This window comes from Pseudomonas sp. MG-9 (genome assembly GCF_018729515.1).
GTDB classification, from domain to species: Bacteria; Pseudomonadota; Gammaproteobacteria; order Pseudomonadales; family Pseudomonadaceae; genus Aquipseudomonas; species Aquipseudomonas serboccidentalis.
In genome coordinates this window covers 386,329-399,203 of the sequence record NZ_JAHHZH010000003.1, presented here as the reverse complement: position 1 = coordinate 399,203, position 12,875 = coordinate 386,329, and the positions used below count along the sequence as shown (strand labels likewise).

The window sequence follows — 12,875 nt, the reverse complement described above, 5'->3', positions numbered from 1 at the left end:
ACAAAACCCTTGTAGGAGCTGCCGCAGGCTGCGGTCTTTTGACTTTGATTTTTGAAGATCAAGATCAAAAGATCGCAGCCTGCGGCAGCTCCTACAGGGGAAGCATCAGCAGCGCATCAACGCACCAGGCACGGCCGCTTGTTATCGAACGTCCATCCCGGAATCAAGAACTGCATCGCCACGCTGTCATCCCGCGCGCCGAGGCCCATGCCTTTGTAGAGTTCGTGGGCCTTGGCCAGTTGATCCATGTCCAGCTCCACGCCCAGCCCCGGTTTGGTTGGCACCTGCACGCAGCCGTCGACAATCTGCAGCGGCGCCTTGGTCAGGCGCTGGCCGTCCTGCCAGATCCAGTGGGTGTCGATGGCGGTGATGTCACCCGGTGCCGCCGCCGCGACATGGGTAAACATCGCCAGGGAGATATCGAAGTGGTTGTTGGAGTGCGAGCCCCAGGTCAGCCCCCACTCATGGCACAACTGCGCGACACGCACCGAGCCCTGCATGGTCCAGAAGTGCGGGTCGGCCAGCGGAATGTCTACTGACTGCAACTGGATCGCGTGGCCCATCTCGCGCCAGTCGGTGGCGATCATGTTGGTCGCGGTTTTCAGCCCGGTGGCGCGGCGGAATTCGGCCATGACTTCGCGCCCTGAGTAACCGTTTTCCGCACCGCACGGGTCTTCGGCGTAAGCCAGCACGTGATGCTGGTCGCGGCACAGGCGGATCGCTTCTTTCAGTGACCAGGCGCCGTTCGGATCAAGGGTGATGCGTGCGTCCGGGAAGCGTTCGGCCAGCGCTGTCACGGCTTCGATTTCCGCATCGCCACTGAGTACGCCGCCCTTGAGTTTGAAGTCCTTGAAGCCGTATTTCGCTTGGGCGGCTTCGGCCAGGCGCACCACCGCTTCGGCGGTCATGGCCTTCTCGTGTCGCACGCGGAACCAGTCGTTATCGGCGTCCGGTTCGCGGCGGTAGGCGAGGCTGGTTTCGCGCTGATCGCCAACGTAGAACAGATAACCGAGCATCTTCACTTCATTACGTTGCTGGCCTTCGCCGAGCAATGCCGCAACCGGTACGTCGAGGTGTTGGCCGAGCAAGTCGAGCAGGGCGGCTTCGAGGCCGGTGACGGCGTGGATGGTGATGCGCAGGTCGAACGTCTGCAGGCCACGACCGCCGGCATCACGCTCGGCGAAGGTCTGGCGCACCTGATTGAGGATTCTCTGATAGTTGCCGATGGGGCTACCGATCACCAGGCTGCGGGCGTCTTCCAGCGTCTGGCGGATGCGTTCGCCACCGGGCACTTCACCGACGCCGGTGTGACCGGCGTTGTCTTTGAGAATGACGATGTTGCGGGTGAAAAACGGCCCATGGGCGCCGCTCAGATTGAGCAGCATGCCGTCGTGACCGGCCACTGGAATGACTTGCATGTCAGTGATGATCGGCGCTTTGGCGGTGTCGTGTGCAGTCATGTTTTTATCCTTGTCAGCATTCATCAAAACAGAAGTCAGGCGTGTTTCGCCGCGGCTTCGGCCACGGCGAGGTCAGCAGCGGACTTGGGGGTGGTGCGCGCGGCGAAGACGATGATCGCGGCGATGATCGAGGTCGCGGCCAAACCGTAGAGGCCGCCTTGAATCGAGCCGGTGTGCTCTTCGAGCAGGCCGAAAGTGGTCGGCGCGACGAAGCCGCCGAGGTTGCCCACCGAATTGATCAGCGCAATCACCGCTGCGGCGATCCGCGCGTCCAGATACGCCTGCGGAATCGGCCAGAACAGTGACGAAGCGGATTTGAAGCCCAGTGCCGCAAAACAGATCGCGACAAAGGCGAAGATCGGCCCGCCGGTGGTGGACATGAACATTCCCGCCGCCGCGATCAACAGCGCGGTCGCCACCCAGGCCTGCTGGTGCTTCCACTTGGCCGAGAAGGCTGCGAAGGCGTACATGCCGATGATCGACAGCAACCACGGAATCGAGTTGAACAACCCGACCTGGAAGTCACTCATTTCGCCCATTTTCTTGATGATGCTAGGCAGCCAGAACGTTGCGGCGTAGATCGTCAACTGGATGAAAAAGTAGATCAGGCAAAACAGAATGATCTGCCGGTCCTTGAGCAGTTTGCCCATCGATGGCCGGATCGGCGTCGCGGCTTCGCGGGCCTTCTGTTCATCGTCGATGGCCGTGACCAGCGCATCCTGTTCGGCGCGGGTCAGCCATTTGGCGTCGTGGGGTTTGGCATCGAGCCAGAACCAGACGAACACACAGAGCCCGACCGAAAACATCCCTTCGATGAAGTACATCCACTGCCAGCCGTGCATGCCCAGGCCGTTGATCTGCAACAGCAGGCCGGACAGCGGGCCGGAGATCAGCGAGGCGACTGCCGAACCGCTGAGGAAAATCGCGATCGCCTTGCCGCGTTCGGCACCCGGCAGCCAGCGGGTGAAGTAGTAGATCACCCCGGGAAAGAACCCGGCCTCGGCCACGCCGAGCAGGAAGCGCAGGATGTAAAAGTGCGTTTCGTTCTGGATGAACGCCATGCCGGCGGCGACCAGACCCCAGGTGAGCATGATGCGGGTCAGCCAGATACGCGCGCCGACTTTCTGCAAGAGCATGTTGGACGGGACTTCGAACAGCGCGTAACCGATGAAGAACAGGCCGGCACCGAAGCCGTAGGCGGCGGCACCAATGCCCAGATCGTGTTCCATGTGGGTGCGGACGAAACCGATGTTCACCCGGTCAATGTAATTGACGATGAACATGATCACGAAGAGCGGCAGGACGTGGCGTTTCACTTTCGAGATGGCAGAGGCGAGTGTCGAGTCGACGCCCTCATTCATCCCGGAGACGGAGGTTTTCACTTGGTTTTCTCCCACTGATTATTTTTATGCGGGGTAGGGCTGGGTGCTGCGTTGTTGATAGACATCATACAACTGAGATTTTTTGTCCTACAAGTGGGGGAGAACGATTAAATTTGCCTGGCGGGCAAATTTTTTATGCCTTTTTATCGATTTGTCCCGTATTTGTTAGGTTTTGTTGGCTGTTGCGGTCGTGCGTCACAATCATTCGAGGCTGAGCCTCAAGCAGGTGTTCGGCCTGACGTGTGCGAAATTTTTGGTTTTATTGAGTGTTGTCATACAAGTTGAAGATTGTTTCAACGCTAAAATCAATCTCGTCTGCCATTGCGCAATGCTACGATCCGCAAGCCCCGATGACCGGAAACGACCATGCAAGAAGACCTCGACGCCCCTGCCCGCAAACGTGCGCATAACCTTGCGCATGATCTGGTGGAGAAACTGACCCAGAGCATCCTGCTCGGCCAGATGTCGCCCGGCGACAAGCTGCCGTCGGAGAACGCCATCGTTCAGGAGCACGGCGTCAGTCGCACGGTGGTGCGCGAGGCGATTTCCAAATTGCAGGCGTCGGGACTGGTAGAGACGCGGCACGGCATCGGCACATTCGTCATCGAGCGCGCTGCCGAGCAGGGCTTGCGCCTGAATGTCGATACCGCCCTCGGCGTGCGCAGCATTCTTGAATTGCGCATGGGCCTGGAGACGCAGGCGGCCGCGTTGGCGGCGCAACGGCGCAGCGAACAGCAATTGCTGCAAATGCGTCAGGCGCTGGATGACTATCAGCGCCTTTTGGACAGCAACGACAGTTGCGTCGAGGCCGATCGACGTTTTCATCTGCTGATCGCCGAAGCCACCGGCAACGTCTGCTTCAGCGAAATCATGCAGCACCTGGGCAACGCGATGATTCCGCGTCAACGACTCAACGCTGCCGAGCGCGGTGCAGCGGATTTGAGCAAGCTGGGACAGTTGGCCCATCTGGAGCACGAGGCGATCTTGAATGCGATCAAGCGCCAGGATCCGGATGCCGCGCGCGCGGCCATGTGGCTGCACCTGACTAACAGCCGCGACCGCTTCGGTGCGCAAGGCTGATTGCCACTGGTCGCGAGCGGGCTCGCTCCCACAGAGGAATGCAGTCCAAATGTGGGAGCTTGCTCGCGAAGAGGTCATCAGCCTCAGTAAAAATCCAGGCTCAGACCTCAACCGTTCGCACCACCGCCCGCCGCTCCAGATTCAGCGCTAGCACACTGATCAACACCACCACCGACCCCACCAGCACCATCAGGGTCGGCCGCTCGCCCAGACCCAGCGAAGCAATGCCCATCGCCGTCGGCGGGATCAGGTACAGGGTCATCGTCGCCCGGCTCAAGTCCACATGCTTGAGCACAAACCCCCAGGCCAGATAAGCCAGCGCACTGGGAAACACCCCCAGCGCCAGCACCGCCCATTGCACCCGCAACGGCGCCTTCAGCACCGCGTCGCTCAGCCCCGGCAGGTAAATCAGTAACAGCAACGTCCCCGACCACACCGCGTAACACGCCAGGCTAAAGCCGTCGTAACGCCGGGCGTGATGTTTTTGCAGGGCGAAATAAATGCTCCACGACAGCGCCGCCAGCAGGATCAGCAAGCCATGCGCGTCGATCTGCCCCAGGCCGCGATCAGCGCTGACCACGATCATCACGCCGATCAGCCCCAGCAGCACACACCCCCAGCGCCAGGCACTGACCTGATCCTTGAACACGTATCGCGCCAGCAATGTGCTGAACAACGGGCTCGACTGCGCCAGTACGCTGGAGGCGCCGGCACTGACGCTTTGCTGGCCGATGTTCAGCGCCACGTGATGCAGGCTGACGGCGAAGAATCCCAACGCGACCAGCATCGGCACATCGCGCCGCTGCGGCAGGCGAATGCCCTTGAACGCTGCAATCGCGGCCATGAACAGCGACGCCAGCAGAAACCGCAGCAACGCCAGATGCCCGGGCTCATAAGCGTGCAGGCCGAGGTGAATGCCGGTCGGCGAATAGGCCCAGCAGCCGACCACGAACGCCATGGCCAGGATGATTTTCAAGGAGGAGGGCGACGGCATGATGAGCGCACCAGAGGGGTTGATGCGCCGAGTATCCGGTCGGGCAATCATTCGCCACAACTGACTTATACTGTGCTGAATGTTCACTTTGAGTGATGAATATGGAGCTGGCGCAGATCCGCATGTTCAAGTCCGTGGCCGATGAGGGCAGCATTGCCCGGGCCGCGGAAAAGTTGTTTTGCGTGCCGTCGAACATCACCGCGCGGATCAAGGCGCTGGAGGCGGAACTCGGTGTGGCGCTGTTTCTGCGCGAGGGGCGCGGGCTGCGGATCAGCCCGGCGGGGCAGACATTTCTGGCGTATGCCGAAAAGATTCTGGCGCTGACCGCCGAAGCCAAGCGTGCGCTCGATCCTGCCGCCGAGCCGTCCGGCCCGCTGCGCATCGGCGCCATCGAGTCCTCGGCCACCGGGCGTTTGCCGCGGCTGTTGGCGAAATTTCACCAGCGCTACCCGCAAGTGGCGCTGGAGTTGACCACCGGCACCTGGGGCCAGTTGCTCGACGACACCGTCAACCATCGGCTCGACGGCGCCATCGTTGCGGTGGACGTCGAGCGCTCACAGCTCAAACGCACGCCGATGTACCGCGAAGAACTGCTGTTGATTGCCTCGACGTCATTCGGGCCGGTGCGCGACATCCATGATCTGCAGGACAAAACCGTGTTCATGTGGCCGCAGGGCTGCCCGTATCGGGCGGCGCTGGAGCACTGGTTGTTGCGTCAGGGGCAGGCGCTGCCGATTGTCAGCCTGGCGAGTTATGGGGCGATTGTCGGTTGCGTGAGTGCCGGTGCCGGGGTCGCACTGGTGCCCAAAGGCGTGTTCGAGCAGTACGCCAAGGGGGCTGGGTGTGTCGGCTATGAATTCCCCGAGCTGACGGCCATCGACAACCTGTTCTACTGGCACGAAAACGCCGGGGTACACCCGGCGCGTGAGGCGTTTGTGGCGATGTTGCGCGAAGAATTTGCCTGATCCCGCTACGCGTAGCATGCCCTCTGTAGGAGCTGCCGCAGGCTGCGATCTGTTGATTTTTTTATTGAAAAAACAAGATCAAAAGATCGCAGCCTGCGGCAGCTCCTACAGGGAGGGATTCAGGAAGTCAGGTCACGCATCAGCAAGCCAAAGCGCAAATCCACTGCATCTGGAATCGGCAGGTACACCGTGTGCCCGTCCCCCGGCGCAATTTCGATCGCTTCACCTTTAAGGTTCTGCAACTGGTGCAGATCGAAGTGAAAGTTGCCCTTGGGCGTCATCAGCTCCAGATGGTCGCCCAGTGCAAAGCGGTTCTTCACCTTGACCTCGGCCAGTCGGTCGCGGCGTTCGCCGGTCAACTCACCGACGAATTGCTGGCGCTCCGACACCGAGCTGCCGTGCTGATAGTTCTGGTATTCGTCATGCACATGCCGGCGCAGGAAACCCTCGGTGTAGCCGCGCTGCGCCAGTGATTCCAGATCGGTCATCAGGCTGCGATCGAATTCGCGCCCGGCCACCGCATCGTCGATCGCCCGGCGATAGACCTGCGTGGTGCGCGCGCAATAGAAGTGCGACTTGGTGCGACCTTCGATCTTCAGCGAATGCACGCCCATGCGGGTCAGGCGTTCGACGTGCTGCACCGCGCGCAGATCCTTGGCGTTCATGATGTAGGTGCCGTGCTCGTCCTCGAATGCGGGCATCAGTTCGTCCGGGCGATTGGCTTCCTGCAGCAGGAACACCTGATCGGTCGGCGCGCCGATGCCCAGCGTCGGCTCCGGTTGGAAGGTCTGCACGATCTCGCCGAGCTGATTTTCCGTGGCCTCCTGCGCCGAGTATTTCCAGCGGCAAGCGTTGGTGCAGGTGCCCTGGTTGGCGTCGCGCTTGTTCATGTAGCCCGACAGCAGGCAGCGCCCGGAATAGGCCATGCACAGCGCACCGTGAACGAACACTTCCAGCTCCATGCCCGGCACTTGCTCGCGGATTTCGCCGATTTCCTCCAGCGACAATTCCCGCGAGAGGATGATCCGGCTCAGCCCCTGTTGTTGCCAGAACTCGACGCTCGCCCAGTTCACCGTATTCGCCTGCACCGAGAGGTGGATCGGCATCTGCGGAAAATGCCGGCGCACCAGCATGATCAGGCCCGGGTCGGACATGATCAGTGCGTCAGGCGCCATCTCGATCACGGGCGCCAGGTCCTTGAGGAAGGTCTTCAGCTTGGCGTTGTGCGGGGCGATGTTGACCACCACATAGAAACGCTTGCCCTGCGCCTGCGCTTCGCGAATACCGAGGGCGAGGTTGGCGTGGTCGAACTCGTTGTTGCGCACCCGCAGGCTGTAACGCGGCTGGCCGGCGTAGACCGCATCGGCGCCGTAGGCGAAGGCATAGCGCATGTTCTTCAGGGTGCCAGCGGGGGCGAGCAGCTCCGGGGCGGCGTGGGGGAGGTCGGGGATCATGGCGGCATCGGTCGCAAAAGCGCGGCAGGGTAGTGCAGTTGCAACCAGGGTTTATTGATCTGGATCTACCTTTGCACTCAACGGTGTGTCCACCGACAAGAGATTCTCTGCTCGTCAAGGCTGCCGGTGCGTTGAATGCTGGTCGCGATCGGCAACTATGCTCCATGAACAAAGATGGCACTCGCGCGCGCCCCGGCGGACTAAGGTTCGAGGCGTGCGAGACGCCTGACTGACCTGGATCGGACATGAACGAGAAAACCCTGCAATTCAAATCCCTCACCGTGTTGCTGCTGTTGGTGACGGTCGCCTTCATCTGGATTCTGCTGCCGTTCTACGGCGCGGTGTTCTGGGCGGTGATCCTCGGCATTCTGTTTGCGCCGATGCAACGCCGGTTGCAGCTCAAATTCGGCCCGCAACGCAACCTGACGGCGCTCTGTACGTTGGGCATTTGCCTGGTCATCGCGATTTTGCCGGTGATCATCCTCAGTGTGTTGCTGGTTCAGGAAGGCGCGACGCTGTACCACAACATCGAAAGCGGCCAGCTGGACATCGGCGCCTATCTGGCGCAGTTCAAACACAGCCTGCCACCGTACTTTCAGCATTTGCTCGACCGCTTCGGCATGGGCGAACTCAACGAGCTGCGCGAGAAAATCGTCAAGGCGTCAATGCAAGGCAGCCAGGTGCTGGCCACTCAAGCCTTCAGTTTCGGCCAGGGCACGTTCGAGTTCGTGGTCAGCTTCGGCATCATGCTGTACCTGCTGTTTTTCTTTCTGCGTGATGGCCCCGAACTGGTGCGCAAGGTCCGTACCGCCGTGCCGCTGGAAGAGAGTCACAAGCGGCGTTTGCAGTTGAAGTTCAACCGGGTGGTGCGCGCAACGGTGAAGGGCAACCTGGTGGTGGCGATCACTCAGGGGACATTGGGCGGGGCGATTTTCTGGTTTCTCGACATCCCCAGCGCGTTGCTGTGGGCGGTGTTGATGGGCTTTCTGTCGCTGTTGCCAGCGGTGGGGGCGGGGATCGTCTGGGCGCCGGTGGCGCTTTACTTCCTGCTCAGCGGGATGATCTGGCAGGGCGTGGTGCTGGCGTTATTCGGGGTGTTCGTGATCGGCTTGGTCGACAACGTGCTGCGCCCGATTCTGGTAGGCAAGGACACGCGCATGCCCGATTACATGATTCTGATCTCGACCCTCGGCGGCCTGGCGGTGTTCGGCCTCAACGGTTTCGTGATCGGGCCGCTGATCGCCGCGCTGTTCATGTCGAGTTGGGCGCTGTTCATCGAGACCAAACCGAAAGTCCAGTTGCCTTAAGCATCGAACGGGGTGCTGACCAATTGCTGCGACAGGGCCTGCGCCGCGGGCAGCGAAGTGAGCGGGCCGCTGATCGGCTCGCCGTCGCGCACCAGATACCAGCAGGCGAGCAACCCCAGCGCTCTGAGGGAGGCGGGAACGGCGCTACCGACCACCGACATGATTTGAACCTGAGCCATGACAAGTACCTCCATCCATCTATGGAGCTACCTTATGGATTCGCCGCGCTCAGGGACAATCAACGCGTTCGATAGTGGTCATTGATGGTGGTGAGGACTGTTTCAGTCGACAACCTGGTCCAGCATGTGCACCACTTCGCGCTCGTTGAGCAAACCCTTGTGCACGAGATTCTCGGCCAATAGCGAAAGAAACTTGGCGCAGCGGTGGCCTTCCAGGTGCTTGAGTTCGGTCAGCGCGTTGTACACCTTGCTGGAGGTGCATAAGCCGACGATGCGGTGCGGATTTTGTGTAGGCATGAGTCGTCCTTGTTTTTATCAACCTGTTGTTTACGGACGGATTCAGATTGCGGTTCCGTCATGACAAATAGATGACCGTTCTGTGTTTTGCCCCCAACGGTCAAGTCCATCATGCCGACTTTAACGGTTCAAACTGTCCCGACAGCGACCTTCACCAGATTTTTTCAGACTTTGTCCGACCGACGGTCAAAAAAAGCCCCGCTATAAAAGCGGGGCTTGATGGGTGATTACCAGCGCGGGCCACCGTAGTAACCGTGTGGTCGACCGTAGTAGCCGCGTGGCGGGCCGTAATAAACCGGACCTGGCACATAAACCGGTTGTTGAACGTACACCGGCGCAGGCTGGTAATAGACCGGTGGCGGCGGTTGTTGCACGTAAACCGGTGCCGGTTGAGCGTAAACAGGCTGTTGAACGTAGACCGGCCGGTCCTGGTTGATCAACGCCGAGCCGATGATGGCCGAGCCGACGATCGCGCCAAATACCGCCGGGCCTTGCCAGCCACCGCCGTGGGCTTCTGCCTGACCTGTGATAGCGAATGCACCAATCAACAAGGCCACGATGGGGAGTTTACGAATCATGATAATTCCTCGGTTCTTCGACCCGGCGTCCGGGCCTGCACCAGGCCCAAAGTTGTCGCGGGGATACTTCTATGACAGCGAATTTCTGAAAATCAGCACGGCCGCTGGGTAAATTTTGTGTAAGGTCTGTACCGGCTTCTTTACCGACGGGTCAAAGAGGCGCGCAGCCCGTTGCAGACAGGCACTTATGATCGTTCAGAACCCGATGGAATGGCTAACTCCGTCCATCCGAAAGTCCGTTTGAAGGAGAAGTTTCATGCAGATGAATCCCAACAAAGACACCCAGCTGTGCATGTCCCTGTCCGGGCGCCCCGGGAATTTCGGTCTGCGGTTTCATAACCATTTGTATGAGCAGTTGGGTCTGAACTTCTATTACAAGGCGTTCAGCAGTCAGGATTTGCCGGGTGCAGTGGCCGGGATTCGCGCGCTGGGGATTCGCGGTTGCGGCGTGTCGATGCCGTTCAAGGAAGCGTGCATCGCGTTGGTCGATGAGCTGGATGCATCCGCCGCGGCGATCCAGTCGATCAACACTATCGTCAACACCCAGGGTCACCTCAAGGCCTACAACACCGACTACATCGCCATCGCGCAGTTATTGGAAACCCACGCGGTGCCGCAAGACACCACGTTCGCCCTGCGCGGCAGCGGCGGCATGGCCAAGGCGGTGGCCAGCGCCTTGCGCGATGGTGGCTACAAAAACGGTTTGATCGTTGCGCGCAACGAACGCGCCGGCCGGGCATTGGCGGAGTCGCTGGGCTATCGCTGGCAGGCGGAACTCGGCGAAGAACGCCCGCAGATGCTGATCAACGTGACGCCGGTGGGCATGGACGGCGGGCCGGAGGCGGGGCAACTGGCGTTCGAGCCTGAAGTGATCAAGGCTGCCGACACGGTGTTCGATGTGGTGGCGATCCCGTCGGAAACGCCGCTGATCGTGCGCGGTCGGGCCGAGGGCAAGAAAGTCATCACCGGGCTGGAGGTGATTGCGATCCAGGCGCTGGAGCAGTTTGTCCTGTACACGGGTGTGCGGCCGACGGATGAGCAGTTTGCGGCGGCGGTGAACTTTGCCCGTAGCTGATTATTGATTTTTGCGTTTAGCTATCTGGCCCTTTCGCGAGCAAGCTCGCTCCCACGTTGAAATGCGTTCTACTGTGGGAGATTGCTCGCGAAGGTCGCGGCTCGGTTTTCGATCAGACATCTTTGCCTATACTGCGGCATCAGCAAGCAAAGACTTGCCTCTCATAAAAACCGTGATCGAGGCTCCCCCATGCATCCGCCCATCCTCAACCTGCACCAGGTCGAACTCGAACCGCTGCCCGAAGCTCTTGCTCCCGAAGGCGAAACCGCGGGCCGCTATCAGCAGCGCATGGCGCGCGTCGGCCAGCAACTGGGCGCGCAGAAACTCGGTTATCGGCTGTACGCCCTGCCGCCGGGCATGCGCGGCAGTCCGTTTCACAGCCATCGGGTCAATGAAGAGATGTTCTATGTGGTGGCCGGCGAGGGCGAGGTGCGGCTGGGTGCCGAGCGCTTTGCGATCCGTGCGGGCGATGTGATTGCCTGCCCACCCGGTGGTCCCGAAATGGCGCATCAGATCATCAATACCAGCGACGCGGAGCTGCGTTATCTGGCGGTCAGCACCCAGCAGCAGCCGGATATCTGTGAATACCCGGACTCCAACAAATACGTGGTGATGGACAATTTCAAGGTCGATGCCGAGGGTAACGCGTCAGGCTTTGTTGCCGTAGCGCGGCAGGCGGACGGGGTGGATTACTGGGAGGGTGAATAACCCGTAGATCCCATGTAGGCGTGAGCCTGCTCGCGATGGCGGCCGGTTAGGCAATGAATTTCTGAATGAGCCACCGCAATCGCGAGCAGGCTCACTCCTACAAGGGATTATGGTGATTATTCGAGGCGGGCCAGGCGCTCTTCCAGCGCGGCAATCCGTGCTTCCAGCTCTTCGATGCGCTCAACGCAAACGCCGCTATTTGAGCGCTCCCCGGGATTCTGCCGCGCGGCCAGAATCGCCTCGATGTCCGCTGGATCGCCCAGTGCATGGGTGTAACGGTCTTCGCGCTGACCGGCCTGACGCGGGATCAACACTGCCAGCCCGCGCGCGATCAGGCGTTCAAGCTGATGCAGCACTTGCTCGGCATCTTCGAAGTCATGCATGCGGCCGCTGCGGGTCAGCAGCTCGTTGACGGTCTGCGGGCCGCGCAGAAACATCAGCCCGGTGAGAATCACCTGGGCCGGCACCAGTTCCAGCGCCTTGTCGAGCTTGTGCTCCCAGCGATCGGCGCGGCTGCCCATGACCAGTTTGGTGTAACCGTGGCTTTCCAGCGACCGCAGGCTCTGGCCGACCTGGCCCTGGGTCAGGTTCATCACCGGCTCGCGGCTGGTTTTCTGATTGCAGGCCAGCACCAGCGCATTGAGGGTCAGCGGGTAGGTTTCCGGGCTGGTGGCCTGTTTCTCGATCAGCGAGCCCAGGATGCGGATTTCCGTGGCGTTGAGCCGGGGTTCGTCGGTGGTGGTTTCAAGTTCGGTAGTCATCGCGCGTTCCCTCTGCAGTCGAAGGCGCCTAGCCTAATCCTTGGCTAACAAAAGGCAAGCCGTGTGGTCATCAAGCATGGCTATAATCGCCTCCACGTTCCACCCAGCCACCATACGAGACTGCCATGACCATTTCCCTGTACGCCGCATCCGTCCCGGTTTTTCAACAAATGCTCAACGCCCTGAGCGATGTCCTGAAAAAGGCTGAAGCCCACGCCACCGAGAAAAACATCGACTCGAACGCCTTCCTGCAAGCGCGCCTGTACCCGGACATGTTCCCGCTGGTGCGTCAGGTGCAGATTGCGGTCGACTTCGCCAAAGGCGTTTCCTCGCGTCTGGCCGAAGTCGAAATCCCGAAATATGACGACACCGAAACCACCTTCGCCGAACTGCAGGCGTTGATCGCCAAGGTCCTGGCCTACATCGGCGAGATCAAGCCGGAGCAGATCAACGGCAAGGAAGGCATCGAAATCGTTACCCGCCCGGGCACCCCGAAAGAGAAGCGCTTCAGTGGCCAGGCCTACCTGCTGAGCTACGGTCTGCCGCAGTTCTTCTTCCACGTCACCACCACCTACGCGCTGCTGCGTCACAACGGTGTTGAAGTGGGTAAACGCGATTACATGGGCGCGTACTAA

At 60.5% G+C, this 12,875-nt stretch carries 14 protein-coding genes; 6 read left to right on the top strand and 8 right to left on the bottom strand.

What is annotated here, in order from left to right:
• Positions 1–116: 116 nt before the first annotated feature.
• Together gudD and KKQ10_RS10085 are read right to left on the bottom strand one after the other, a co-directional pair.
• On the bottom strand, positions 117–1,460 hold the full coding sequence (gene gudD / locus KKQ10_RS10090; protein WP_215500990.1) for a glucarate dehydratase: 1,344 nt from the start codon (positions 1,458–1,460) through the stop codon (positions 117–119).
• A 35-nt stretch (positions 1,461–1,495) separates the two neighbouring features.
• Positions 1,496–2,842 (bottom strand): MFS transporter, encoded by a 1,347-nt coding sequence (locus KKQ10_RS10085; RefSeq protein ID WP_127652176.1) that lies wholly within the window; start codon positions 2,840–2,842, stop codon positions 1,496–1,498.
• Positions 2,843–3,208: 366 nt separating this feature from the next.
• On the opposite strand from KKQ10_RS10085, the gene KKQ10_RS10080 reads away from it, so the two are divergent.
• Positions 3,209–3,922, top strand: a complete 714-nt coding sequence (locus tag KKQ10_RS10080; protein ID WP_215500989.1) for a FadR/GntR family transcriptional regulator — start codon at positions 3,209–3,211, stop codon at positions 3,920–3,922.
• Positions 3,923–4,022: 100 nt separating this feature from the next.
• Here KKQ10_RS10080 and KKQ10_RS10075 read toward each other — a convergent pair whose 3' ends face one another.
• Positions 4,023–4,916: a DMT family transporter gene (locus KKQ10_RS10075; protein WP_215500988.1), complete on the bottom strand. Its 894-nt coding sequence runs from the start codon at positions 4,914–4,916 to the stop codon at positions 4,023–4,025.
• A 101-nt stretch (positions 4,917–5,017) separates the two neighbouring features.
• Between KKQ10_RS10075 and KKQ10_RS10070 the strand changes: the two genes are divergently transcribed.
• Positions 5,018–5,881 (top strand): LysR family transcriptional regulator, encoded by an 864-nt coding sequence (locus KKQ10_RS10070; RefSeq protein WP_215501098.1) that lies wholly within the window; start codon positions 5,018–5,020, stop codon positions 5,879–5,881.
• Between the two features lie 119 nt (positions 5,882–6,000).
• Here KKQ10_RS10070 and trhP read toward each other — a convergent pair whose 3' ends face one another.
• Positions 6,001–7,335: a prephenate-dependent tRNA uridine(34) hydroxylase TrhP gene (gene trhP, locus KKQ10_RS10065; RefSeq protein WP_215500987.1), complete on the bottom strand. Its 1,335-nt coding sequence runs from the start codon at positions 7,333–7,335 to the stop codon at positions 6,001–6,003.
• A gap of 245 nt (positions 7,336–7,580) precedes the next feature.
• On the opposite strand from trhP, the gene KKQ10_RS10060 reads away from it, so the two are divergent.
• A complete protein-coding gene (locus KKQ10_RS10060) occupies positions 7,581–8,642 on the top strand; it encodes an AI-2E family transporter (protein ID WP_215500986.1) in 1,062 nt (353 codons plus the stop codon).
• On the opposite strand, the gene KKQ10_RS10055 is transcribed toward KKQ10_RS10060, so the two are convergent.
• From KKQ10_RS10055 to KKQ10_RS10045, 3 genes are all read right to left on the bottom strand, one after another.
• The gene (locus KKQ10_RS10055; RefSeq protein WP_127652171.1) at positions 8,639–8,821 is read right to left on the bottom strand and encodes a hypothetical protein; all 183 of its coding nucleotides are present in this window, start codon (positions 8,819–8,821) and stop codon (positions 8,639–8,641) included. The two genes, KKQ10_RS10060 and KKQ10_RS10055, sit on opposite strands and share 4 nt — an antisense overlap.
• 102 nt (positions 8,822–8,923) lie before the next feature.
• A complete protein-coding gene (locus KKQ10_RS10050) occupies positions 8,924–9,118 on the bottom strand; it encodes a hypothetical protein (RefSeq protein ID WP_127652170.1) in 195 nt (64 codons plus the stop codon).
• A 227-nt stretch (positions 9,119–9,345) separates the two neighbouring features.
• The gene (locus KKQ10_RS10045) at positions 9,346–9,696 is read right to left on the bottom strand and encodes a hypothetical protein (protein ID WP_007965394.1); all 351 of its coding nucleotides are present in this window, start codon (positions 9,694–9,696) and stop codon (positions 9,346–9,348) included.
• 256 nt (positions 9,697–9,952) lie between these two features.
• Here KKQ10_RS10045 and KKQ10_RS10040 point away from each other — a divergent pair, with 256 nt between their 5' ends.
• Together KKQ10_RS10040 and KKQ10_RS10035 are read left to right on the top strand one after the other, a co-directional pair.
• On the top strand, positions 9,953–10,771 hold the full coding sequence (locus KKQ10_RS10040; RefSeq protein ID WP_215500985.1) for a shikimate 5-dehydrogenase: 819 nt from the start codon (positions 9,953–9,955) through the stop codon (positions 10,769–10,771).
• 189 nt (positions 10,772–10,960) lie between these two features.
• The gene (locus tag KKQ10_RS10035) at positions 10,961–11,479 is read left to right on the top strand and encodes a cupin domain-containing protein (RefSeq protein ID WP_127652168.1); all 519 of its coding nucleotides are present in this window, start codon (positions 10,961–10,963) and stop codon (positions 11,477–11,479) included.
• A gap of 116 nt (positions 11,480–11,595) precedes the next feature.
• Here KKQ10_RS10035 and KKQ10_RS10030 read toward each other — a convergent pair whose 3' ends face one another.
• Positions 11,596–12,240, bottom strand: coding sequence for a YceH family protein (locus KKQ10_RS10030; protein ID WP_215500984.1), 645 nt, complete (start codon positions 12,238–12,240; stop codon positions 11,596–11,598).
• Positions 12,241–12,365: 125 nt separating this feature from the next.
• On the opposite strand from KKQ10_RS10030, the gene KKQ10_RS10025 reads away from it, so the two are divergent.
• Positions 12,366–12,875, top strand: coding sequence for a DUF1993 domain-containing protein (locus tag KKQ10_RS10025; RefSeq protein WP_215500983.1), 510 nt, complete (start codon positions 12,366–12,368; stop codon positions 12,873–12,875).

Coding starts and splice junctions, on each gene's coding strand:
- gudD (WP_215500990.1), bottom strand. CDS start 1,460: ATGACTGCACACGACACCGCCAAAGCGCCGATCATCACTGACATGCAA.
- KKQ10_RS10060 (WP_215500986.1), top strand. CDS start 7,581: ATGAACGAGAAAACCCTGCAATTCAAATCCCTCACCGTGTTGCTGCTG.
- KKQ10_RS10080 (WP_215500989.1), top strand. CDS start 3,209: ATGCAAGAAGACCTCGACGCCCCTGCCCGCAAACGTGCGCATAACCTT.
- KKQ10_RS10045 (WP_007965394.1), bottom strand. CDS start 9,696: ATGATTCGTAAACTCCCCATCGTGGCCTTGTTGATTGGTGCATTCGCT.
- KKQ10_RS10040 (WP_215500985.1), top strand. CDS start 9,953: ATGCAGATGAATCCCAACAAAGACACCCAGCTGTGCATGTCCCTGTCC.
- KKQ10_RS10030 (WP_215500984.1), bottom strand. CDS start 12,240: ATGACTACCGAACTTGAAACCACCACCGACGAACCCCGGCTCAACGCC.
- KKQ10_RS10070 (WP_215501098.1), top strand. CDS start 5,018: ATGGAGCTGGCGCAGATCCGCATGTTCAAGTCCGTGGCCGATGAGGGC.
- KKQ10_RS10050 (WP_127652170.1), bottom strand. CDS start 9,118: ATGCCTACACAAAATCCGCACCGCATCGTCGGCTTATGCACCTCCAGC.
- KKQ10_RS10035 (WP_127652168.1), top strand. CDS start 10,961: ATGCATCCGCCCATCCTCAACCTGCACCAGGTCGAACTCGAACCGCTG.
- trhP (WP_215500987.1), bottom strand. CDS start 7,335: ATGATCCCCGACCTCCCCCACGCCGCCCCGGAGCTGCTCGCCCCCGCT.
- KKQ10_RS10025 (WP_215500983.1), top strand. CDS start 12,366: ATGACCATTTCCCTGTACGCCGCATCCGTCCCGGTTTTTCAACAAATG.
- KKQ10_RS10055 (WP_127652171.1), bottom strand. CDS start 8,821: ATGGCTCAGGTTCAAATCATGTCGGTGGTCGGTAGCGCCGTTCCCGCC.
- KKQ10_RS10075 (WP_215500988.1), bottom strand. CDS start 4,916: ATGCCGTCGCCCTCCTCCTTGAAAATCATCCTGGCCATGGCGTTCGTG.